Source organism: Methylobacterium sp. 190mf (genome assembly GCF_900107945.1).
Taxonomy (GTDB): Bacteria; Pseudomonadota; Alphaproteobacteria; order Rhizobiales; family Beijerinckiaceae; genus Methylobacterium.
The window spans coordinates 50,758-71,726 of the sequence record NZ_FNVI01000014.1; the positions used below are offsets into that span (position 1 = coordinate 50,758).

Annotated in this window: 21 protein-coding genes; 6 read left to right on the forward strand and 15 right to left on the reverse strand. The window is 73.5% G+C overall.

Annotation, left to right across the window (positions count from 1 at the left end; translation table 11 throughout):
- Position 1: 1 nt before the first annotated feature.
- The 3 genes from C4T42_RS17595 to C4T42_RS17605 form a co-directional block, all read right to left on the reverse strand.
- Positions 2 to 367: a lysozyme inhibitor LprI family protein gene (locus tag C4T42_RS17595; RefSeq protein WP_020094049.1), complete on the reverse strand. Its 366-nt coding sequence runs from the start codon at positions 365 to 367 to the stop codon at positions 2 to 4.
- A gap of 65 nt (positions 368 to 432) precedes the next feature.
- Positions 433 to 864, reverse strand: a complete 432-nt coding sequence (gene hemJ / locus C4T42_RS17600; protein WP_020094048.1) for a protoporphyrinogen oxidase HemJ — start codon at positions 862 to 864, stop codon at positions 433 to 435.
- A gap of 8 nt (positions 865 to 872) precedes the next feature.
- Entirely contained in the window at positions 873 to 2,063 is a 1,191-nt protein-coding gene (locus C4T42_RS17605; RefSeq protein WP_020094047.1) for a uroporphyrinogen decarboxylase, read from the reverse strand.
- A 487-nt stretch (positions 2,064 to 2,550) separates the two neighbouring features.
- Between C4T42_RS17605 and C4T42_RS17610 the strand changes: the two genes are divergently transcribed.
- The gene (locus tag C4T42_RS17610; RefSeq protein ID WP_020094046.1) at positions 2,551 to 3,381 is read left to right on the forward strand and encodes a pyruvate, water dikinase regulatory protein; all 831 of its coding nucleotides are present in this window, start codon (positions 2,551 to 2,553) and stop codon (positions 3,379 to 3,381) included.
- 113 nt (positions 3,382 to 3,494) lie between these two features.
- On the opposite strand, the gene C4T42_RS17615 is transcribed toward C4T42_RS17610, so the two are convergent.
- From C4T42_RS17615 to C4T42_RS17655, 9 genes are all read right to left on the reverse strand, one after another.
- Positions 3,495 to 4,004: a hypothetical protein gene (locus tag C4T42_RS17615; protein WP_020094045.1), complete on the reverse strand. Its 510-nt coding sequence runs from the start codon at positions 4,002 to 4,004 to the stop codon at positions 3,495 to 3,497.
- 179 nt (positions 4,005 to 4,183) lie between these two features.
- Positions 4,184 to 4,654 (reverse strand): EF-hand domain-containing protein, encoded by a 471-nt coding sequence (locus tag C4T42_RS17620; RefSeq protein WP_020094044.1) that lies wholly within the window; start codon positions 4,652 to 4,654, stop codon positions 4,184 to 4,186.
- Between the two features lie 101 nt (positions 4,655 to 4,755).
- Positions 4,756 to 6,057: a BatD family protein gene (locus tag C4T42_RS17625; RefSeq protein ID WP_020094043.1), complete on the reverse strand. Its 1,302-nt coding sequence runs from the start codon at positions 6,055 to 6,057 to the stop codon at positions 4,756 to 4,758.
- Entirely contained in the window at positions 6,051 to 6,971 is a 921-nt protein-coding gene (locus C4T42_RS17630) for a tetratricopeptide repeat protein (protein WP_020094042.1), read from the reverse strand. Before C4T42_RS17630 ends, C4T42_RS17625 begins: the two co-directional genes overlap by 7 nt.
- Positions 6,971 to 7,900 carry a VWA domain-containing protein gene (locus C4T42_RS17635; RefSeq protein WP_020094041.1) on the reverse strand — a complete coding sequence of 310 codons (930 nt, stop codon included), beginning with the start codon at positions 7,898 to 7,900 and terminating at the stop codon, positions 6,971 to 6,973. Before C4T42_RS17635 ends, C4T42_RS17630 begins: the two co-directional genes overlap by 1 nt.
- Before the next feature lie 100 nt (positions 7,901 to 8,000).
- On the reverse strand, positions 8,001 to 9,044 hold the full coding sequence (locus C4T42_RS17640; RefSeq protein WP_181049182.1) for a VWA domain-containing protein: 1,044 nt from the start codon (positions 9,042 to 9,044) through the stop codon (positions 8,001 to 8,003).
- Positions 9,041 to 9,532 (reverse strand): DUF4381 family protein, encoded by a 492-nt coding sequence (locus C4T42_RS17645; RefSeq protein ID WP_020094039.1) that lies wholly within the window; start codon positions 9,530 to 9,532, stop codon positions 9,041 to 9,043. The genes C4T42_RS17640 and C4T42_RS17645 overlap by 4 nt, the downstream gene beginning before the upstream one ends.
- A gap of 36 nt (positions 9,533 to 9,568) precedes the next feature.
- Entirely contained in the window at positions 9,569 to 10,462 is an 894-nt protein-coding gene (locus tag C4T42_RS17650; RefSeq protein WP_020094038.1) for a DUF58 domain-containing protein, read from the reverse strand.
- Between the two features lie 146 nt (positions 10,463 to 10,608).
- Positions 10,609 to 11,646, reverse strand: a complete 1,038-nt coding sequence (locus tag C4T42_RS17655; RefSeq protein WP_020094037.1) for a MoxR family ATPase — start codon at positions 11,644 to 11,646, stop codon at positions 10,609 to 10,611.
- A 257-nt stretch (positions 11,647 to 11,903) separates the two neighbouring features.
- On the opposite strand from C4T42_RS17655, the gene C4T42_RS17660 reads away from it, so the two are divergent.
- Positions 11,904 to 12,614 (forward strand): MgtC/SapB family protein, encoded by a 711-nt coding sequence (locus C4T42_RS17660; protein WP_020094035.1) that lies wholly within the window; start codon positions 11,904 to 11,906, stop codon positions 12,612 to 12,614.
- 62 nt (positions 12,615 to 12,676) lie between these two features.
- Here the strand turns inward: C4T42_RS17660 and C4T42_RS17665 are convergent, their stop codons facing one another.
- A complete protein-coding gene (locus C4T42_RS17665; protein ID WP_020094034.1) occupies positions 12,677 to 13,009 on the reverse strand; it encodes a hypothetical protein in 333 nt (110 codons plus the stop codon).
- A 346-nt stretch (positions 13,010 to 13,355) separates the two neighbouring features.
- On the opposite strand from C4T42_RS17665, the gene C4T42_RS17670 reads away from it, so the two are divergent.
- From C4T42_RS17670 to C4T42_RS17680, 3 genes are all read left to right on the forward strand, one after another.
- A complete protein-coding gene (locus C4T42_RS17670; RefSeq protein WP_020094033.1) occupies positions 13,356 to 14,216 on the forward strand; it encodes an NlpC/P60 family protein in 861 nt (286 codons plus the stop codon).
- 137 nt (positions 14,217 to 14,353) lie between these two features.
- Positions 14,354 to 15,355 (forward strand): 4-hydroxy-3-methylbut-2-enyl diphosphate reductase, encoded by a 1,002-nt coding sequence (ispH, locus tag C4T42_RS17675; RefSeq protein ID WP_020094032.1) that lies wholly within the window; start codon positions 14,354 to 14,356, stop codon positions 15,353 to 15,355.
- 114 nt (positions 15,356 to 15,469) lie between these two features.
- On the forward strand, positions 15,470 to 16,435 hold the full coding sequence (locus C4T42_RS17680; protein ID WP_020094031.1) for a homoserine kinase: 966 nt from the start codon (positions 15,470 to 15,472) through the stop codon (positions 16,433 to 16,435).
- 262 nt (positions 16,436 to 16,697) lie between these two features.
- On the opposite strand, the gene zwf is transcribed toward C4T42_RS17680, so the two are convergent.
- Positions 16,698 to 18,224, reverse strand: a complete 1,527-nt coding sequence (gene zwf / locus C4T42_RS17685) for a glucose-6-phosphate dehydrogenase (RefSeq protein WP_020094030.1) — start codon at positions 18,222 to 18,224, stop codon at positions 16,698 to 16,700.
- A gap of 116 nt (positions 18,225 to 18,340) precedes the next feature.
- On the opposite strand from zwf, the gene dmeF reads away from it, so the two are divergent.
- Positions 18,341 to 19,348 (forward strand): CDF family Co(II)/Ni(II) efflux transporter DmeF, encoded by a 1,008-nt coding sequence (gene dmeF, locus C4T42_RS17690; RefSeq protein ID WP_020094029.1) that lies wholly within the window; start codon positions 18,341 to 18,343, stop codon positions 19,346 to 19,348.
- Between the two features lie 32 nt (positions 19,349 to 19,380).
- Here dmeF and C4T42_RS17695 read toward each other — a convergent pair whose 3' ends face one another.
- Positions 19,381 to 20,916 carry an efflux transporter outer membrane subunit gene (locus tag C4T42_RS17695; protein WP_181049183.1) on the reverse strand — a complete coding sequence of 512 codons (1,536 nt, stop codon included), beginning with the start codon at positions 20,914 to 20,916 and terminating at the stop codon, positions 19,381 to 19,383.
- Positions 20,917 to 20,969 lie beyond the last annotated feature (53 nt).

The following is a 20,969-nucleotide window of genomic DNA, read 5'->3' on the forward strand; positions in this document are numbered from 1 at the left end:
CTCACGGGCCCTGCTTGGCGAATTCCGCCAGGACCCCGCGCAGGACCTTCAGCCGGGCGTCGTAGGCGGCCGTCAGGCAGCCGACGTCGCCGCCGCAGGCGCGACGCTCCGTCAGCCACGCCTCCTGGTCGTCGCGCAGCTTGGCCTGGCCGCCCATCGGAAGCACGCTCTTCAGGATCTCGAACCGGGTCGCCATCTCGACGTCCCGGTCGTTGAGGGGGAGATGGGCGCAGATCGCCTTCTCGTCGGGGGCCTCGGCCCTGTCGCACGGGAAGCTCGCGGCCCGGGCGGGGGACGCGGTGATCGCGCCGGCGACTGGGCCCGCGAGGGCGGCCAGCGCGAGGGCGAGGACGAGAGGCTTCGACATGGCCTCCCAACGGGCCGGCCGCGGAAAGGCTCCGGCCGGGATCACAGGATCGCGGGATCGCGGGATCAGAGGCCCGGCTTGACGATCGCCAGGATGACGATGCCGATCATCAGCAGCGTCGGCACCTCGTTGAGCACCCGGTAGAACTTGTGCCCACGGGTGTTCCGGTCGGCGGCGAAGTCCTTGACCATCCGGGCGAGCCAGCCGTGGATGCCCGACATCGCGAGCACCAGCGCGAACTTCGCCTGCAGCCAGACGCTCGCGTAGAAGCCGCTCATCCAGGCGAGCGCCAGCCCGAACACCCAGGTGGCGATCATGGCGGGGTTCATGATCGCCTTGAGCAGGCGGCGCTCCATCACCTTGAAGGTCGCGGACTGCGCCTCCGCGCCGGGCGGCAGGCTCGCGTGGTAGACGAACAGCCGGGGCAGGTAGAGCATCCCGGCCATCCAGGCGATCAGGCTGATGACGTGGAGGGCCTTGATCCAGTCGTACAGCACGCGCGGCCTCAGCCCTGGCCGCGCAGCCGCGCGAGCATCCGCTCGACATGGGCCACCGGCGTCTGCGGCGTGATGCCGTGGCCGAGGTTGAAGATGTGCGGCAGGCCGGCGGTCGCCGCGAGCACCGCGTCCACCGCCGCGTCGAGGGCCGCGCCGCCCGCGATCAGCGTGTCGGGATGCAGGTTGCCCTGCGTCACCGTCGCGGCCGGCACCGTGTCCCGCAGGGCCTTCAGGTCCACGCCCCAGTCAACGCCGACGGCGTCGGCGCCGGTCTCCGGCACCACCCGGGCGTGGCCGTCGAGGCCCGAGCCGCGGGCGAACACGATGATCTTCGCCCCCGGCACCTGGGCGCGGACGCCCGCCACCATGCGGGCGATCGGCCGCAGCGACCAGCGGGTGAGGGCATCGGAGGCAGGTGCGCCCGGCAAGGCGCTCTCGGCGACGTCGCCGACCGGCTCGACGGTGCCGCCGGAGCCCGAGGCCGTCCCCGGCACGGCGCGCGGCAGGGTGCCGGCGTGGGACTCGAAGATCTGCACCGCGTCGGCGCCGGCCTCGAGCTGGCGCACGAGGTACTCGGTCTGCACGGCGACGAGGCGGTCGATCAGGGTGTCGACCAGGGCGGTGTCGCCCTCGGCCAGGGCCCGCGCGGGGGCGAGGTCCGGCGTGCCGCGGCCGCCGATCATGTAGCTCGCCACCGTCCAGGGCGCGCCGCAGAAGCCGAGCAGCGTGGTCTCGCCCGGCAATTCGGCCCGCAGCCGCGTCACCGTCTCGAAGACCGGCGCGAGGTGGGTCATGATCGCCGGGTCGCCGGCCTCCCGCAGGCGCGCGAACGCGTCCCGACCGTCGAGCGGGTCGAGGCGCGGTCCCTCGCCCTCCACGAAGCGCACGTCCTGGCCGAGCGCGTGGGGGACGACCAGGATGTCGGAGAACAGGATCGCCGCGTCGAAGCCGAAGCGCCGGATCGGCTGGAGCGTCACCTCGACGGCGAAGTCCGGGCTGTAGCAGAGGTCGAGGAACGAGCCGGCCTCGGCCCGGGTCGCCCGGTATTCCGGCAGGTAGCGCCCGGCCTGGCGCATCATCCAGGCGGGGGGCGGCCCGATCGCCTCGCCCTCGAGGACTCGCAGCACCTTGCGCTCGGACGTCGTCCCCGACGTCGTCTGCCCGGGCTCGCGCTCCGTCCCCGTCATGGTCGCTCCCATCCCGTATCCCTCACCCCGCATGCCCGTCGGCGGGCGTCCTGTCGAGTCGAGGCGCGCCGATCCCCACACAGGCCCCTTCGAAAAGATAAGAGAGAATCTTGGAGTCTGTTTTTTCTTCTGGGGGGCCGAATCTCGGGGGCACAAAAGCGTCCACAGGCGGTCCCCGCCGCCGCGCCGTTAACGGGGCTTTAAAGGATTTCCGCCAACTTGCGAGAACCGGATGGTCCGACAGCGCCTTGGCAACGCCGAGTCGTGTACGGGCGCCGGATTCGCGGCCGATTCGTCCAGAGAGCCGGATTCGGCGCGTCCCGATCATCTGCCTGTGAACGGCGGAGTCGACAGCGCGCACCGGGATCGCCCTGGACCGGCCCGGCGGGGCATCCTATCCACACTCATCGACTCCCCTGGCGGCCGGCGGTGGACAACGTGGGCGCCGCGCGAGGCGACCGCACAGTCGGCCGAGAGGTCGACCGCAGAGGCGATCGGAATGGGCCGCAGCTACTTCCACCTCCACCTCGTCTCCGACTCCACCGGCGAGACGCTGATCAATGTCGGGCGCGCGGCCGCCGCCCAGTACGAGGGCGTGTCGGCGATCGAGCACGTCTACCCGCTGGTGCGCTCGGCCGCGCAGCTCGACCGGGTGATCTCGGAGATCCGGGCCGCGCCGGGCCTCGTCCTCTACACGCTGGTGGGGGGCGACCTCGGCGAGCGGCTGGAGGAGGTCGCCCGGGAGACCGGCTCGCCGTGCCTGTCGGTGCTGCGGCCGGTCCACGACCTGCTGCGCGCGTATCTCGGCGCCGAGACCACGGCGCGGCCCGGCGCCCAGCACATGCTGAACGCCGAGTACTTCAAGCGCATCGACGCGATGAACTTCACGCTGGCCCACGACGACGGCAACCTGCCGGACAATCTGGAGGAGGCCGACGTGATCCTGCTCGGCGTCAGCCGGACATCGAAGACGCCGACCTCGATCTACCTCGCCAATCGCGGCCTCAAGACCACCAACCTGCCGCTGGTGCCGGGCATGCCGCTGCCGCCGGCGATCGAGCGGGCCCGCAAGCCTCTCGTGGTCGGCCTGTTCGCGTCGCCGGAGCGCATCGTGCAGATCCGGCAGAACCGGCTGTCGAGCCTCAACGCCGACGAATCGTCCCTCTACGTCGACCGCTCGGCAGTGGCGGACGAGATAACCATGTCCCGCCGGCTATTCACCAAGAACCGCTGGCCGACGATCGACGTCACCCGCCGGTCCATCGAGGAGACCGCCGCGGCGATCGTCGACCTCTACCGCGACCACCGGCTGAAGTTCATCGCCGACTGAGGCGGGGCCTCCGAAGGGCCGAGCCCTTCGGCGGGGTCCGGCCGTCCCCCCGAGGACGGGGGCGGGCCGGCGGATGCAGGCGGCGCGCGGATCGGTTCGCGCCGCCGCTGGCGTCAGCGCGCGGAGGCGAAGTGGCTGCGCTGCTCGATCTGGGCCGCGTAGAAGTCCTCGACGACCTCGCGGACCACCTCGGCCAGCTCGTCGCCCCGGTGCTCGTCGAGCTGGATGTCGCTGCCGACCGTCCGGCCGATGGAGCAGCTCGCCGCCCCCGGCACGAGGCGCTCGTTGTAGCGCTGGTTCAGGCCCGAGACCGAGATGTAGTTGCTGCCGCCGAGTTCCGGACCGTACTTGATCTTGATCTTCTGCTCGGACTCGGTGCCGCGCAGCTGCGCGCACAGGCTGATGAAGTTGTCCTGATCGATCTTCGCCTCGAGGCCGGTGATGCTGCCGTGGACGTTGTCCTCCTCGTTGAGGACCTCGGCCATCAGGTTCAGCACGCCCATGACGGGCTGGAGCGCCCGGGACCCGTCCTCAAGCAGCTTCCGCCGGAAGTCGTTGCTGCGCTCGTCGGCCGCCTGCAGCCGCGCGCGAAACCTGTCCTTGACCTCGTTGGCGCGTGCCATCGCGCTCCTCCCTGGTGGTTCACCCGATGCTTTACCGCTCGGATAACCGAAACCTACGAGGCCAATTCAGATGACGCAAGATAGTGCAAAATATTGATGCCTGCTCAGAACGTGAGCCGTTGCACAGGAATAATACTTGCTCATGAACTGTGCAACGGCGGCAGGTCCGGGAGGCGCGCTTACTTCAGGAGCTGCAGCAGGCTGCGCCCCGCCGGGAACTTGAGTTCCCTGGCGTCGAGGGTGCCGTCGTTGTCGGGATCGGCCGCCTTGAAGCGCTGCTCGACCAGGGCGAGGTATTCCTTGCGGTCGAGGGTGCCGTCGGAATCGGTGTCGGCGGCCTTCAGGTCCTTCTTGCTGAGCCGGCCCTTCAGCTCCTTGGCGTCGACGGTGCCGTCCTTGTCGGTCTCGGCGGCGTCGAAGACCTTGCCGGCGGCGGCCTGGGCCTCGGCCAGGTCGATCGTGCCGTCGTGGTCGGTGTCGACCATCTTCAGCGCGCGCTCGGTGCCGGAGGACCGGGCGAGGGCCGCCGACGGCAGCGCGGCCGGCAGGACCAGGAGGATCACGAGGGCGGTGGCGAGGGCGACGGTCGGGGCGCCCATGGTCGGGCGGCGCGTGGCGGCGCGGGCGGATCGGTGCGGGGTCGCGGGCATGGGGCTCTCCGGTGCCGGGCGGTTGCGGCAGCCCAAATCCCGGTCCCGGCTTGCGTTCCCGCGCCCGCCTTCACGAGATGCGGAGCCGCGCCGCGCCGCGCTCAGCGGACCGGGCCGTCGAGCGGTGCGAGCCGGTCCGCCGCGGGGGCCGCGGCTTCCCCAGGCGCGGCGCGCGACAGGGCTTGGGCCAGGGCCCGGAGATCCGGGACGGGCGCGCCCGCCGCGCCGAAGACCGCCCGGTCGAGGGCCGCGAAGGCGGCCGCGAGGTCGGGCCGCGCCCGCCAGGTCCGGGCGAGGTCGGGGGCGTCCCGCTGGGCCGCGTCGAGGGCCGCGCGGAACCCGGCCGGGTCGCCGGCCCGGGCCGCCGCGCGTAAGGAGCGCCGCGCCGCGCCGGAGAGGCGCAGGCGCGGCCGCCCGAGGCCGAAGCCGATCAGCGCGAGGCCCAGCCCGAAGGCGGCGAGCGCCGAGGCGGCGACGACGAGGGGCGAGGGGATCGCGGGGGGCGCCCGCTCGGTCTCGCGGTCGGGCAGGCCGCCGCCGATCTGCCGGGCCGGGATCTCGGTCTCGCGCATCGTGCGGGTGTTGGTGTCGAACCACGGGATCGCGATGGCGTCGAGGGGGATGATCTCCGGCACGCCGGGCTTCACGTCCCACTGGTAGGTGGCCCGCGCCACGGGCCCCGAGGGCGTCAGCAGCGTCTCGCGGGTGACGGGGCCCGCAAAGGTGATGATGCCGCGGGTGCGCATGACCGGCCGGGGCGGCAGGCCTTCGGCGACCATGCCCTGGGCCTCCAGGGTGACGATCCGGCGGGTGGTCTCGCCGACCTTGATGGTCTCCGGGTCCGGGCTCCAGGAATCGGTGATCGCCACGTCCTTGGCGGGCAGCCACCAGGGCTCCTTGGCGTCGGGGCCGCCGGTGGGCTCGGTCCAGGGTGCGACCGGGAAGGGGATCGGCTTCGAGCGGACCTCGACGACCCGCCGCTCGCCGACATCGTTGACGGTGAGCTTGTGGACGAACGGCTCGATGGTGAACTGGCCGGCATGGTGCGGGAAGACCGCCACGGTGCGGTCGAACGCGATGGCGCTCTGGCCGTCGGGGAGCTTGGTCCGGCTCCAGTGGTCGCGGCCGAGCTGCGTCCACGAGAAGTTGGCGAGGGAGGGCTGCACCACCTCCTCGAGCAGGATCGGCTGCTTGTAGACCCCGTGGATCTTCAGCAGCACCATCTCGCGGGGGAAGGGGGCGCTGTTGCCGTTGAGCTCCGCGGTCACCGTCAGCGTGAGGTCGCCCGGCTCGATCTCGGCCCGGGCGGGCAGGGGGGCGAGGAAGGGCGCGAGGAGGATGAGGGCGCGGGTCAGGGCGCGGGTCAGGGCGCGCCGCTCGGAAACGCCGAAAACACTTACCACGGGTTGCTCCCGGCGGGGATCGCGGTGCCGGCCTCGAGCCGGCGGGTCTGCTCGGCGCGCAGGCGCAGCTTGAGATAGCGGCCGGGATCGTCCGGCAGGGTCTGGAGCCAGAGCCGGTCCGGGCGGATCTCGTGGGCCTCGAAGCTCTTGGTCACCCGGCGGACCTCGCGCTCGGGCGCCTCGGCCACCATGGCTGAGCCGCCGCCGGTCCGGCCGCGGCCGGCGGCGTCGCCGGCCGAGCCCCGGGCCTGGCCCTTGCCGGCGTCGATCGACTGCTGCTCGGCCTTGCCGCGGCGGGCGACCTTGCTGTTGCCGGGCAGCGACGCGCTGGCGTTCGATTCCTTGTTGCCGGCGAGACCCTCGCCGCTGGAGGCGGCGTTGATGTCGTTGTTCTGGTCCTGGTTGGCGGTGTTGTTGTAGCGGGCGCCGTACTGGGCGGTGCCGTTGGCGATGCCGCCGCCGGGCCCGCGGTCAATCACCTCGGCTCGCATCCGGGCGATCAGCGAGCGGTTGGCCTGGGCGTCGGCGTCGCGGGGGTTGAAGCGCAGGGCCTCGTCGTAGGCCGCGAGCGCCCCGTCGAGGTCGCCGGCCCTGGCCAGAGCGTTGCCGAGATTGTAGCTCGCCCGCCGCCCGCCGGCACGGAACAGCGCGACCGCCTCCTCGTAGCGGCCGGCCTCGTAGAGCGCGGCGGCGCGCCAGGCCGGATCGACGAACACGTCCGCGGCGAGGCCCGGCAGGCTGAGACCCATCAGCAGCCGCCCGAAGCCGGTGCGGGGCTGCGAGACCGCGAGCAGCGCCAGGAGGCCGATCCCGGCGAGGGCGAGGCCGGCGATCCGGGCGAGCCGCCGCCAGCGTGGCGGCAGGCCGGCCCGGAGCGGGGCGGCGAGGCCGGTCTCGGGAAGGGTCAGCCGCATCACGCGCTCCTGCGGAACAGCAGCAGCGCCGGCAGCGCCGCCAGCAGCAGCAGCCAGCGCCCGAGATCCGCGTAGGCCAGGACGCCGTAGCCGCCCGCCGCGAGGTGCTGGGCGAGGCCGGCCCCGACCGCGTCGAGCACCGGGCCCGGGGTCGCGATGTCGGCGGCCGTGCCGCCGCCGGCCCGGGCGAGGGCGTCGAGGGCGGTCCGGTCGGGCTTCGGCGCGCCGGGCGGCAGCGGCTTGTCGGCCGGGACGTAGAGGGCCTGGAGCCGCCAGCCGTGCTCGGCGATGGCGCGGGCCTCGCGGGTGGCGGCCTCGCCGATGCCGTCGCCGTCGCTGATCAGCACCACGTCGGCCGCCACCACGTTGGCCTCCGCGAGGGTGCGGCGGGCCAGCGCCAGCCCGCGCTCGGGGTGCGAGCCGCGGTCCGGCACCGTGTCGGCGTCGAGGGCGAACAGGGTGGTGCCGAGGCTGTCGCGGTCCGTGGTCGGGGAGGCGGCGAGGTAGGCGTCGCCCGCGTAGACCACGAGGGCGACCGCCCGGGTGCCGGCGGCCTCCGCCACGGCGGCGGCGGCCTGCCGGACGCCCTGGAGGTTGCCGCCCTCGGTGACCGACCGCGATAGGTCGACGACGAGCACGGTCTCGTCGAGGTTGCGGAAGGTCCGCCCGTCCGCCCGCTCCACCGCGGGGCCGGTCAGCGCCAGGGCGATCAGCCCGGCCGCCAGCGCGGCGGCGAGGTTCGCCTGCCGCCGGCCGCCGAGGACCGCGCCGGCCCGGGCGAGATGGGCCATCAGCGCCGGGTCGACGGCCCGGGCCCAGTCGCCCAGCGGCGCCGAGCGCCACGCGGCGCGAAGGGCCAGCAGGACCACGACCGGGATCGCCAGGAACCACCAGGGGCGCAGGAGGGCGACGGCGTCGAGGGCGCTCATCGGGCGGACCCTCCGACCCGCATTCCCGCCCCCGAGGCCGGCGCCGCGCCCCGGCACCGCGGGACGCGGGGGAGGGTCGGGGGCGCGGGGTATCGAACCATCACGCGCCCCTCCGGCTGGCCAGCAGGAGCGCGGCGCTGAGGAAAGCCAGGGCGGCCGGCCAGGGCCAGAGGTCCCGGCGGAGCGGCAGGGGCGGGGCGAGGGCGCGGCCGCCCTCCAGCCGGTCGATGGCGTCGGCGACCCGGACCAGATCCTCGGTGGTGCGCACCCGGAAGGCCTCGCCGCCGCTCGCCCGCGCCATGTCGCGCAGGGTCTCGGTGTCGACCACGTCCTGCTCGCCGTCGGCGTCGGCCATGTCGCGGGGCCCCAGGGCGATCGTGTAGACCTTGATGCCGAGTTCCTTGGCGAGCTCCGCCACGTCCTTGGGGGCGGTCTGGCCGGCATTGTTGGCGCCGTCCGACAGCAGGATCACGGCCTTCGCGGCCTTCGCGGCCTTCTCGCCCGGCCTGGCCCCGGCGGCGTCGCCCCCGGCGTCCCGCGGGTCCAGCCGGCGCAGGGCGAGCCCGAGGCCGTCGCCGATCCCGGTGGAGCGGCCGCTGATGCCGATCGTGGCCTCGTCCAGCGCCCGGGCGACCGCCGCGGTGTCGAAGCTCGGCGCCGCCGCCACGTAGGCCTGGTCGGCGAAGATCACGAGGCCGATCCGGTCTCCGGCCCGGCGCCGGATGAAGTCGGTGCCGACACGCTTGACCGCGGTGAGCCGGTTCACGGTCTCGCCGTCGAGGGCGAAGTCGCGCCGCTCCATCGAGCCCGACAGGTCCATGGCGATCATGATCTCGCGGCCCGAGGCCGGGAGCGCGGCCGCCGGCATGACGAGGCGCGGGCCCGACAGCGCCGCCACCAGGGCGATCCACAGCGTCCAGGTGAGCAGCGCCCGCCGCCGGCCCCGGGCCGCGCGGTCGGCGCCGGCGCGCGCGCCGGCCACCAGGGTGGCGGGCACGCGCAGGGCGCCGCTGCCGCCCTCCGGCTCCGCCGGGATCAGGCGCGCGGCCAGCAGCGGCAGGGGCAGCGCCAGCAGCGCCCAGGGCGCGGCGAGGTCGAAGGCCGACAGGAGCGCGCTGAGCCACGCGGGCAGGAATCCGCTCATGCCCGCAGCCGCCCGATCAGGCGGGCGAGCTCGGCGTCCAGGGCCTCGAGGTCGGGATCCTGTCGCCGGTACAGCCCGTCGGCGAGCACCCGGCCGGCGCCCCGGGTGAAGAAGTCGGTCCGGAACAGCCCGTCCAGCCGGGCCGCCCAGTCCGGGCCCGTGGCCCGGGTCCCGGTCCCTGCCTCGGCCTCGCCGGACCGGTCGAGAGACCGGTCGAGTCTGCGCAGCAGCCGGGCCTGGGCGACGAGGCGCGCCTCCGGGTCGAGGCCACGGCTCCGGGCGAGCTCGGCGAGCGCCGCCCGGCGCAGGGTGGCCCGCGCCCGGCCGCGCGCGTAGCGCACGAGCCCGACCAGCAGGGCGGCGAGGAAGCCCAGGGCGGCAGCGGCCACGACCTCGCCCTGCACGGCGCCGACGGCGCCTCCGGGCAGGTGCAGGCCCCGGAGCTGGTCGAGGGACAGGGGGATCTCGGCGGGCGCGACGGGGTTCATCGGGGCGCGCCGCGGGTCGGGTCGCCGGGTTCGGCCTCACAGCACCGCATCGAGGCGCTCCATGAGCGGCGCGTAGGCCTCCGGGCCGGTCTCGACGTCGAGGCGCACGCCCGCGATGCCCCGGCGGGCGTAGTCGGCGAGCCGGGCCTCGGCGGTCTCCCCCGCAGCTCCAGCCGCGGTCGTCGGCACGGTCGGTGAAACGGTCGGCAGCGCGGTCCCGCGGCGGCCGTCCGCGAGGGCGAAGGGGTAGTAGCCCGGCGGCCGGGCGCGCTCGAAGGCGTCGCTCACCAGGATCAGCCGGATGGCGATCCGCTCGGCGAGCAGGGTCAGGAGCTCGTCGAAGCCCGGGCCGGGATCGTCCAGGGCGCTGGCGATGACGAGGTGGCCGCCGGCCGGCAGCAGGCTGCGGGCGAGGGCGAGTGTCGCCTCCAGCGGCGGCTCCGCGCGGGTCGGCGCGCCGGACCCGGCCGCCAGCGCGTCGGCATGGGCCTGGGCGAGGGCGCCGGTGACCGCGATCATGGCGCGCTCGCCGCCCGCCGGCCGCAGCACGGTCGGCGCGCCGGCCGCGGCGACCGCGAGGCCGACCCGGCCGCCGTCGGCGGCGACCCGCCAGCCGAGCAGCGCCAGGGCCTCGGCGGCCGCCACCGAGCGCAGGGCCCGGCGGGTGCCGAACAGCATCGCGGGCCGGAAATCGGCGAGCAGCACCACGGCGCGGTCGCGCTCGTCGTGGTGGGTGCGGACGTGCAGCTGCCCGGTGCGGGCCGTGGCGTTGCGGTCGATGAAGCGGCGGTCGTCGCCCTCGGACCAGAGGCGGACGTCCTCCGGCTCCGACCCGCGCCCGCGGCGCCGGGTGACGATGCCGCCCGGCAGGCCCGCCAGCGTCCGGGTGGCGGGCGCGGAGCCCCGCCGGGCGAGATGGCGCAGGCCCATCAGGGCCTCGCCCGAGAGGTGGATGCCGTGCTCGGCGCGGTCTCGCCCCGCCTCCTGGGCGGGGAAGGGGCCCCCGGCGGTCGGGCCGAAGGCCCCCGCGGTGGGAGGAGGGGAACTGCGGCGCGCCTGCCCGAACCCGAACACCGTCAGAGCGCCCGCACCCGCTGCACCAGCTCGCCGACGAGGCCGCGCGCCGTCCGGCCCTCGGCGGCCGCCCGCCATGTCAGGCCGATCCGGTGGGAGAGGGCGTCGCGGGCCAGCTCCGCGACGTCCTCGGGCGTGACGTGGTCGCGCCCCCGCAGCCAGGCCCGGGCCTTGCCGGCCATCATCAGCGCCAGGGTGCCGCGGGGGGAGGCCGGGTGCTCGATCATGGCGCGCAGGTCCGGGGCGGCCGCGTCAGTGCGGGTCGCCGCCACCAGCCGGACGAGGTAGTCCTTGAGGGCCGGCGACACGTAGGTGGCGAGCGCCGCCTCCCGGGCGGCGCGCACGTCCGCCAGCGACAGCCGCACGGTCATCGCATCGACGTGGTGGGTGATCTCGCCCTCCACGAGGTCGAGGATCGCCCGCTCGGTGGTCTCGTCGGGCATGTCGACCACGACGTGGAGGAGGAAGCGGTCGAGCTGCGCCTCCGGCAGCGGGAAGGTGCCGGCATGCTCGATCGGGTTCTGGGTCGCCACGACCATGAACGGGTCGGACAGGCGGTGCGTCGTCCCCGAGACCGTCACCTGCCCTTCGGCCATGGATTCGAGGAGCGCCGACTGCACCTTCGGAGGGGCGCGGTTGACCTCGTCCACCAGCACGAGGGCGTGGAACAGCGGCCCGGGCAGGAACTCGAAGGTGCCGCTATCCTGGCGCCAGACGGTGGTGCCGGTGAGGTCGGCCGGCATCAGGTCCGGCGTGCACTGGATGCGCGCGAAGGAGCCGTCGAGGCCGTCGGCGAGGCGCTTGACCGCGCGGGTCTTGGCGAGCCCCGGCGCGCCCTCGATCAGCAGGTGCCCGCCGGTCAGGAGCCCGATCAGCAGGCGCTCCACGAGGCCGGCGCTGCCGATCAGGCCGCGCTCCAGCCCCTCGCGCAGCGCCATGACGCGGCCGTGCAGGGCGGCGTCGGGCGTGCTGCTGGACCCTTTGTCGGGTGCAGTGTCGGGCCTGCGTTCGGCGAGGGCGCCGCTCGTGGCGCCGCTCATGCGGAGAACGATCCGGCGCGGAGCGGATCCGCCCGTCGGGCCATGTCCCGGGCCATGTTCCGGGCCTTGTCCTGGGCCGTGTGCTGCATCCTGCACGTCTCCTCGGCCGGGTCCCGGATTCTTAAGGGATCCTCAGGCTCTTGCCGGTGTGCCCGCTGCCCGGTGCGGCCGTCAATCCCGCTTCGGACACGCTTTCCGATCCCGCCCGGGCCATGGTGTCACGGTTCCGTCACCTCTCCGCTCCCATGAGACGCCGGATGACCAGCTACGCCGCCCTCCCCGAAGAACTGAAATCCGCGATCGGCCTGCTCGTGGCCTTCGTGCTCGGCACGATCATCGGGGCCGAGCGGCAGTACCGGCAGCGCACCGCGGGCCTGCGCACGGCGGTGCTGGTCGCGGTCGGGGCGAGCGCCTTCGTGGATCTCGGCATGCGCCTGACCGGTCCGGACGGGGGCGTCCGGACCGTGGCCTACGTGATCTCCGGCATCGGCTTCCTCGGCGCCGGCGTGATCATGAAGGAGGGGATGAACGTCCGCGGCCTCAACACGGCCGCGACCCTGTGGTGCTCGGCCGCGGTCGGGGCCTTCTGCGGCGCCGACCTGCCCCTGGAGGCGGTGTTCGTGATGGTGACGGTGCTCGCCTGCAACACCGCGCTCCGGCCGCTGGTGAACGCCATCAACCGCGCGCCGATCCGCGAATCCGCCACCGAGGCGACCTACGAGGTCCAGGTCACCACGGCGCCCGGCGAGGCCGGGCCGGCCCAGGACATGCTGGTGGAGCGCCTGGAGGCGGCGAACTACCCGGTCGGCAGCGTCGAGATCGAGGAGCGCGGCGAGAGCGCGGTCGACGTGGTGGCGACGCTCACGGCCAGCGCCGTCAAGGCGGAGGAACTCGACGCCGTGACCAACGAGCTGGCCCGCATGCCCGGCATCCGCCACGCCACGTGGTCGGTGCAGACCGCCGACTGAGCGCGGCGCGCGGGCGGGGCGGCGATCCCGAGGGCGCGCCCTCCGGCGGGTGACCCGGGCCGTCAGCGACGCGGGTCGAGGGGCCGGCTGCGGCGCTCGATCACCACGGTCGGGCGCGTGCGGCGCTCCACCACCACGGTGCGCGGGGCCCGGCTCGGACTCGCCTGGGTCAGGATCCGCTCGGGGGTGCGCTCCGGCTTGGCCTTCTTGGCCGCCAGGACGTGGGGGCGGACCTCGTCGGCCGGCAGGCCCATCAGGCCGGCGGCGATCTCGACCTGCTGCTCCACGTCGTCCGCGAGGTCCTGCGCGGCGGCGACCGCCTCGCTCACGGTGGGCGGCTCGCGGCGGACGCGGATCGGTGGCAGGTCGGCGAAGCTCTTCTGCGTCTTCTTCACGGGGCGACTCGCAGTCTTCATGCACCAGACATAGCGCCTTCCGGACAGGTTGTGCAGTGCATCAAAAACGTGTGATGGGCGCCTCCCGCACATGTCTCGCCGGCGGATAGCGCGGGGGAGACGCGGAGCTGACGCGCAGTGGCGCGGCTGTGAGGCCGGCTGCCGCGCGCTTGGGCAGGCTCGGGCCGCTTCGGGCATCCGGTGCCCGATCTGCCGGAGTTTCGGGCGACCCCGCGGGCCAGTGCCGGCTGCTCCGGTCCGGAGACGCGCCTCCGTGCGTCATAGTGGCGCGGTCCGGCGAGCCCGCGCTTACCTGCGCTTCAGCCCGGCATGGTAGGGTTCGCGGATGACCGAGAGCCTCGATCCCCGGCTGACCCCGGCCCGGCCGCACGTCGCCGATCTCCGCTTGCGGGACCGCGTCGCGGCGGCGCGCTACGTTGCCGGCACGCCGCGGCGGGTGACATCGCCGTCGGCGCCGCTGCGCCGCGCGCCCGCCGCCGACGCGGGGCTCGACACCGAGGCGCTGCTGGGCGACGCGGTCGACCTCTACGACACGGCGGACGGCTTCGCCTTCGTGCAGCTCGCCCGCGACGGCTACGTCGGCTACCTGCCGGCCGAAAGCCTCGGTCCGGCCGATCCGGAGCCGACGCACCGCGTCACCGCCCTGCGCACCTTCCTGTATCCCGAGCCGGACCTGAAGCGGCCGGTCCTCGGCCATCTCAGCCTCGGCGCACGCCTCGCCGCGACGGGGGAGGCTGGCGCCTACCTGGAGACGCCGGGCGGCTACGTGTTCGCCCGCCACTGCGCGCCCGTCGACGCGCGCGAGCCGGACTACGCCGCGACGGCCGCGCGGCTCGCCGGGACCCCCTATCTCTGGGGCGGCCGCACCAGCCTCGGGCTCGACTGCTCCGGCCTCGTGCAGCTCTGCCTCGACGCGGCGGGGCTGCCCTGCCCGCGCGACGCCGACATGCAGGAGCGGACCCTCGGGCAGGCGCTGACGTTCGACCCCGCGCGCCCGGAGGTCGCGGGCCTGCGCCGGGGCGACTTCGTCTTCTGGCGCGGCCATGTCGGGCTGATGGTCGATCCCGAGACGCTGATCCACGCCAACGGCCACCACATGGCGGTCGCCGCGGAGCCGCTCGCCGGGACGGTCGCCCGCATCGCGGCGCACAGCTTCGGCGCCGTGACGGGGATCCGGCGGCTCTGAGGGAAGCCGGCGCGGGTCCCATTCCCGCGGCAATCGTGCTACAGAGGGGCCACGGAGCGGCTCCGCTTCCCTCTTCCCGCCCGGTTCCTGGGCCAGTCCTGTTGACAGGACAGCCCCGCCCTCGCCACATCCCCCGCATGACCGCCGATATCGCGACCCCCGAGCCCGTCCCGGGCACCGCCGGCAAGCCGCCGCTGGAGATCCTGCTCTGCGCCCCGCGCGGCTTCTGCGCCGGCGTGGTGCGGGCCATCGACGTCGTGGAGCGGGCGCTCGCCATCTACGGGCCGCCCGTCTACGTCCGCCACGAGATCGTGCACAACAAGTACGTCGTGGAGAGCCTGAAGCGGAAGGGCGCCGTGTTCGTCCGCGAACTCGACGAGGTGCCGGACGGCGGCGCCCCGGTGATCTTCTCCGCCCACGGGGTGGCCAAGACCGTCCCGGCCAACGCTGATTCGCGCGGGCTGACGACGATCGACGCCACCTGCCCGCTGGTGACCAAGGTCCACCGCGAGGCCGAGATCCACCACAAGCGCGGCCGCCACGTGCTGCTCGTCGGCCATTCCGGCCATCCCGAGGTGGTGGGCACGATGGGCCAGCTGCCCAAGGGCTCGATCACCCTCGTGGAGGATCTCGAGCAGATCGCGGCCCTGACCCCGGACAATCCCGACAACCTCGCCTGGGTCACCCAGACGACCCTGTCGGTCGACGACACCCGGCACATCGTCGAGGCCCTGAAGAAGAAGTTCCCGAACATCACCGGGCCGCACAAGGACGACATCTGCTACGCCACCACCAACCGCCAGGAGGCGGTGAAGCAGGTGGCGCCGCTGGTCGACGCCCTGATCGTGGTCGGCTCGTCGAACTCGTCGAACTCGCAGCGCCTGCGCGAGGTCGCCGAGCGCGTCGGCTGCCCGATCACCCGCCTCGTGCTCCGCGCCGAGGAGATCGACTGGCCGGCCTTCGAAGGCATCCGCAAGCTCGGCCTCACGGCCGGCGCCTCGGCCCCCGAGGTCCTGGTCGAGGAGATCATCGACGCCTTCGCGGCCCGCTACGACGTGATGGTCGACACGGTCTCGACCGTGATCGAGGACATGGTCTTCCCGCTGCCGCGGGAGCTGCGCAGCGAGGCCGCCGAGTAGGCGGTCCGGTCCGACAGCGCCGACGCCCCGGGCTCGGGGCGCGCGGCAGGCTTTATGCGGGGGCGCTTCGGCGCCCCTTGCCGTATCGAACTTTCGACATCAGAGCGCAGACACGTGGCCGTCTACACCGAGGTATCCGACGCGGCGCTCGCCGAGTTCCTGTCCGCCTACGCGATCGGCAGCCTGCTCTCCTTCAAAGGCATCGCGGAGGGCGTCGAGAACTCGAACTTCTTCCTGCACACGACCGAGGGCGCCTACATCCTGACGCTCTACGAGAAGCGCGTCCGGGAACAGGACCTGCCGTTCTTCATCGGGCTGATGGAGCATCTCTCGGCCCGCGGCCTCGCCTGCCCGCAGCCCGTGCGCGACCGGGCTGGCCAAGCCCTCGGCCAGCTCTGTGGCCGGCCCGCCGCCATCGTGAGCTTCCTGGAGGGGGTCTCGGTCAAGGCGCCGGGCGTCGAGCATTGCCGGGAACTCGGCCGGGCCCTCGCGGAGTTGCACGCCGCCGGCCGGGACTTCCCGATGGTGCGGGACAACAATCTCTCGGTGTCCGCGTGGCGCCCGCTCTTCGCGCAGGCCGAGGCCCAGGCCGATTCGGTCGAGCCCGGCCTCGCGGCGCGCACCCGGTCGGACCTCGCCGTCCTGGAGGCGCATTGGCCCCGGGACCTGCCGGGCGGTGTGATCCACGCGGACCTGTTCACCGACAACGTCTTCTTCATCGGCGACGCGCTGTCGGGCTTGATCGACTTCTACTTCGCCTGCACGGACGCCTTCGCGTACGACCTCGCGGTCTGCCTGAACGCGTGGTGCTTCGACCCCGACGGCACCTTCCACCGCGACATGGCCGCCGCGCTGATCGCCGGCTACGAGGCCGTGCGGCCCCTGGAGGCCGCCGAGGTCGCGGCCCTGCCGATCCTGTGCCGGGGCGCCGCGCTCCGCTTCATGCTCACCCGGCTGGTCGATTGGCTGAACGTGCCCCCGGGCGCCCTGGTGAAGCCGAAGGACCCGCGGGAATTCGATCGCCGGCTCACCTTTCACCGCCAGGCGCGGGACGCCCGCGATTACGGCCGGGCGGGCTGAGACGCGGATGAGCCGGCGACCCGCTGGACAACCGGGTCGATCCATCCGCCACGACCGGTTTGACAGGGCCGAACCCCGTCACCGCGAGCGCAGCGACGTGACCCAAGGTGGCGCGACGCTCGTCGCCGTGGCGCTGCCCTGGATCGCTTCGCTGCACGCGCACTGACGGCTGGGGCGCAGGGGGCGTCAGGCGGCCGCACCGCTTCGGGACGGGGAGGCGCGAAACCGCCGACCCTCGCGTTCGAACGAATCGTCGGGCCGCTCAGTCGGTCTCGCCGTCCAGACCCAGCCAGTGGCGGCCGTCGCGGGCGAGCAGCGCGTCGGCCTCCGTCGGGCCGGCGCTGCCCGCGGGGTAGAAGTTCACCTCCGCCTGCGGCCAGCCCTTGAGCAGGGGATCGACCGCGGCCCAGCCGGCCTCGATGTTGTCGGCGCGCTGGAACAGCGTCGCGTCGCCGGTCATGCAATCGTAGAGCAGCGTCTCGTAGCCGACATTCGGCCGGTCGGCGAAGAAGTCCTTGTAGCGGAAGCCGGAGCGCACCCGGCCGATCTTCATCTGCGGCCCCGGCACCTTGACGTTGAACTCGGTGCTGACCCCGTGATCGGGATCGATCTGGATCCGCATCACGGTGGGCGCGAGGTCGGCCGTGGGGGTGTCCTCGAACATCTTGAACGGCGCCGGCTTGAACAGCACGGCGATCTCGGTGCGCCGCCCGGTCATGCGCTTGCCGGTGCGGACGTAGAACGGCACCCCGGCCCAGCGCCAGTTCTCGATGCTGAGCTTCAACGCGATGTAGGTCTCGGTGACCGAGTCCTTCGCCACGTGCGGCTCGTCCCGGTAGGCGGGCACGTCGCGCCCCTCCGAGGTGCCGGCCGTGTACTGGCCGCGCACCGCGTCCTCGGGCGGGATCGGCTTCACGGCCTCGGCGAGCTTGGCCTTCTCGGTGCGCACGGCCTCCGCGTCGAAGGAGTTCGGCGGCTCCATGGCGACCATGCAGAGCAGCTGGAACATGTGGTTCGGCACCATGTCGCGCAGCGCCCCGGTCGGCTCGTAGAAGCCGCCCCGCTCCTCGACGCCCACGGTCTCGGCCGCCGTGATCTGGATGCTGTCGATGTATTCCCGCCGCCAGACCGGCTCCAGCAGGCCGTTGGCGAAGCGGAACGCCATGATCGACTGAACGGTCTCCTTACCCAGGAAGTGGTCGATCCGGTAGAACTGGCTCTCGTCGCCCTGGCGCAGGATGCGGGCGTTCAGCTCCCGGGCCGAGGCGAGATCGGAGCCGAACGGCTTCTCGATGACCACGCGGCGGAAGGTGTCGCCCTCCTGCTTGAGCAGGCCGGCCTGGCCGAGCCCGTCCACGATCGTCCCGAAGAAGCGCGCCGCCACCGCGCAGTAGAACACCGCGCTGCCGGTGACCCGCTGCTTCACGGCCGCGTAGGTCTCGGGCTTCTCGAAATCGCCCTTGAGGTAGTGGAGCCGATCCCGGATGAAGCCCCAGCTCTTCGGGTCGATGTGGTCGGCGTGGAACTCCGAGGTCGGGTCCTTGCTGAACGCCTCCAGGGTCTGGGTGAGATTCTCGCGGAGCGATTCGTCCGTCCCGTCATTGTGATCGATGCCGAGGATCGAGAAGCCCTCGGACAGCAGGCCGGCGCCGGCGAGGTTGTAGAGCGAGGGCATCAGCAGGCGCTTGGTGAGGTCGCCGCCAGCCCCGAAGATCACCAGCGTGCAGGGCGGCGCCGGCTGCGTGCCGCAGGCTGCCGTGTCCTTGAGGGCTGTCGTCGGCTCGGCCATCCCTGACTCCCGTGTGGCTGCACTGCACCAAACCGGCCTGACAACCCGCCGCGGCGAGGCCCGTTCCGGTACCCGCTGGGCTATGCTGCGCCGAGGTTAGGATCAAGGAACCCCGCATGCATACCCATTCCCTCGAGCCCTGGGCCCACAGCCACGTCTTCCTGGGCGACCGGCACGATCGGCACGCCCGCCGGACCTGGGCGGTGGTCGCGCTCACGGCCGTCACGATGGTGGCGGAGGTCGCCGGCGGCACGTGGCTCGGCTCGATGGCGCTGGTCGCCGACGGCTGGCACATGTCGACCCACGCGGCGGCCCTGGGCGTCGCGGCGCTCGCCTACCACTTCGCCCGGCGCCACGCGGACGACCCCCGCTTCAGCTTCGGCACCGGCAAGTTCGGCGACCTCGCGGCCTTCGCCAGCGCGCTGCTGCTCGGCCTGATCGCCCTGCTGATCGGCGCCGAGAGCCTCGACCGGCTGCTGCACCCGGTGGCGATCGGCTTCGGTCAGGCGATCCCGATCGCCGTGCTGGGGCTCGCCGTGAACCTCGCGAGCGTCTGGCTGCTGCACGACGACCACGACGACCACGGCCACGACGACCACGCTCACCATCACGGAGGCCACGCGCACGGAGGTCACGCGCACGGAGGTCACGCGCACGCGGGCCACGCGCATGGCGGCCACGGCGGCCACGACACGAACTTCCGGGCCGCCTACGTCCACGTCCTGGCCGACACGCTGACGTCGGTCCTGGCCATCGTGGCGCTGCTCGGCGGGCGCTATCTCGGCCTCGCCTGGCTCGACCCGGCCATGGGCCTCGTCGGCACCGCCGTGATCCTGGCGTGGTCGTGGAGCCTGCTGCGGACGGCCGCCCTCGTGCTCCTCGACGCACGGTCCTCGCCGGCGGCCACCCGGGAGATCCGGGAGCGCCTGGAGATCGGCGGCGACCGGGTCAGCGACCTGCATCTCTGGCAGATCGGGCCGGGCCACCGGGCCGCCGTGATCGCCCTCGTCAGCGACGATCCGCAACCGCCCGCCCACTACAAGGCGCGCCTCGCCGGGGTGAAGGGCCTGAGCCACGTCACCGTCGAGGTCCAGCTCTGCGGGGGGCACGCGGCGGCGGCCTGACGGTCCCGCGCGGGCGCTCGGCCCGGCGGCCGCTACTCGTCGGGGCGGACCGCCTGGCCGCCCCGGTCGATCGGCAGGCTCGGGCCCTTCAGCTCGGAATCGCTCGGCAGGGCGCGCACGTCCCAGCCGCCGCCGAGCGCCCGGATCAGCGTGACCGCCGCAGTGAAGCGGTTCAGTCGCACCTGAAGGGCGTTGACCTCGTTGTTCACGAGCAGGTTCTGCGCGGTCACCACCGTGGTGAAGTTCTGGGTGCCGGCCCGGTACTCGTTGAGAGTGATCTCCACGGCCCTGCGCGACAGGTCCACGGCGGTGTCCTGCGCCCCCTGCTGCTGGCCGAGGATGCGCAAAGCCGCCATCTGGTTCTCGACCTCCGCGAAGGCGGCCAGCACCACCTGCCGGTAATTGGCCACCGCCGCGTCGTAGCCGGCCTCGGCCGAGCGCAGCGCCGCGGTGCGGGCGCCGCCGTCGAACAGCACCTCGCTGCCGGAGGCCGCCACCGACCAGACCTGGTTGGCCGCTGAGAGCAGGCCGTTGCGGGTCGCCCCCGAGATGCCGCCCTGGGCCGAGATCGTCACGGTCGGGAAGAAGGCCGCCACCGCCACGCCGATGCGCTCGCTCTGCGATTGGACGAGGCGCTCGGCCTGGGCCACGTCGGGCCGCCGCTCCAGCAGGTCGCCGGGGATGCCCACCGGCACGCCCGGCGGGCTGCGCCCGATGCCGGATACCGGGATCGACACCTCGGAGGGCGGCCGCCCGATCAGGGTGGCGATGGCGTTGACGAACTGCACCCGGGTCAGGCGCACCGCGATGGCCTGGGCCTGGATGGTCTGGACCTGGGTCTGCGCGGTGATCACGTCGGAGCGCGCCGCGACCCCGGCGGCGTACTGGTTCTCGGTGATCGCCAGGGTCCTCTTGAAGTTCTCGACGTTCTCGTCGAGCACCTTCTGGAGGGAATCGGCGTAGCGCACCGTCAGGTAGTCGGCCGCGATCTCCGCCTGGATGCTCAGGCGGGTCAGCGCGATCGTGGCGGCGTCGGACTGCGCCAGGGCCGCCTCGCTCTCGATGGTGCGGCGCGTGCCGCCGAACAGGTCGAGCTCCCAGCTCGCCTGGCCCAGCAGCGCCACGTTGGTTCGCGTGGCTGTGCCGCTGCCGGTCCGGGTGATGCTCGGCGCGCCGATCACCGTCGGGTACAGGGCCGCCTGCGCGGAGGCGACGAGCGCCCGCGCCTGCCGGTAATTCGCCACCGCCTGCCGGAGGGACTGGTTGTCGACGTCGACGAGGCGGATCAGCCGGTCGAGGGTCGGGTCCTTGAACACCCGCCACCAGTCGCCGCGCTCGACCGCGTCGCTCGGCCGGGCCTCGCGCCAGCCCTTCTTCCGCGCCGCGACGTAGGCCGGGCTGTCCTCCCGGACACCGCCCTGCTTGTAGGCCAGCGGCGTCTCCACGGAGGGTCGGGTGTAGTCCGGGCCGACCACGCAGCCGGCGAGGAGCGGGGCGGCGAGGAGCAGGGATGCGAGGGTGCGGAGCCGTTGATGGGTAAAAAGCGCACCTCCCACCCTGAACCTCATCCTGAGGTGCCGGAGCGTAGCGGAGGCCTCGAAGGAGCCCTCCAGGAATCGCG

Bases quoted from the DNA above. Each gene is read 5' to 3' on its own strand.
- C4T42_RS17595 (WP_020094049.1), bottom strand. From the start codon at position 367: ATGTCGAAGCCTCTCGTCCTCGCCCTCGCGCTGGCCGCCCTCGCGGGC.
- C4T42_RS17605 (WP_020094047.1), bottom strand. From the start codon at position 2,063: ATGGGAGCGACCATGACGGGGACGGAGCGCGAGCCCGGGCAGACGACG.
- C4T42_RS17610 (WP_020094046.1), top strand. From the start codon at position 2,551: ATGGGCCGCAGCTACTTCCACCTCCACCTCGTCTCCGACTCCACCGGC.
- C4T42_RS17615 (WP_020094045.1), bottom strand. From the start codon at position 4,004: ATGGCACGCGCCAACGAGGTCAAGGACAGGTTTCGCGCGCGGCTGCAG.
- C4T42_RS17620 (WP_020094044.1), bottom strand. From the start codon at position 4,654: ATGCCCGCGACCCCGCACCGATCCGCCCGCGCCGCCACGCGCCGCCCG.
- C4T42_RS17630 (WP_020094042.1), bottom strand. From the start codon at position 6,971: ATGCGGCTGACCCTTCCCGAGACCGGCCTCGCCGCCCCGCTCCGGGCC.
- C4T42_RS17635 (WP_020094041.1), bottom strand. From the start codon at position 7,900: ATGAGCGCCCTCGACGCCGTCGCCCTCCTGCGCCCCTGGTGGTTCCTG.
- C4T42_RS17640 (WP_181049182.1), bottom strand. From the start codon at position 9,044: ATGAGCGGATTCCTGCCCGCGTGGCTCAGCGCGCTCCTGTCGGCCTTC.
- C4T42_RS17645 (WP_020094039.1), bottom strand. From the start codon at position 9,532: ATGAACCCCGTCGCGCCCGCCGAGATCCCCCTGTCCCTCGACCAGCTC.
- C4T42_RS17650 (WP_020094038.1), bottom strand. From the start codon at position 10,462: ATGGGCCTGCGCCATCTCGCCCGGCGGGGCTCCGCGCCCGCCACCCGG.
- C4T42_RS17655 (WP_020094037.1), bottom strand. From the start codon at position 11,646: ATGAGCGGCGCCACGAGCGGCGCCCTCGCCGAACGCAGGCCCGACACT.
- C4T42_RS17660 (WP_020094035.1), top strand. From the start codon at position 11,904: ATGACCAGCTACGCCGCCCTCCCCGAAGAACTGAAATCCGCGATCGGC.
- C4T42_RS17670 (WP_020094033.1), top strand. From the start codon at position 13,356: ATGACCGAGAGCCTCGATCCCCGGCTGACCCCGGCCCGGCCGCACGTC.
- ispH (WP_020094032.1), top strand. From the start codon at position 14,354: ATGACCGCCGATATCGCGACCCCCGAGCCCGTCCCGGGCACCGCCGGC.
- zwf (WP_020094030.1), bottom strand. From the start codon at position 18,224: ATGGCCGAGCCGACGACAGCCCTCAAGGACACGGCAGCCTGCGGCACG.
- dmeF (WP_020094029.1), top strand. From the start codon at position 18,341: ATGCATACCCATTCCCTCGAGCCCTGGGCCCACAGCCACGTCTTCCTG.
- C4T42_RS17695 (WP_181049183.1), bottom strand. From the start codon at position 20,916: ATGAGGTTCAGGGTGGGAGGTGCGCTTTTTACCCATCAACGGCTCCGC.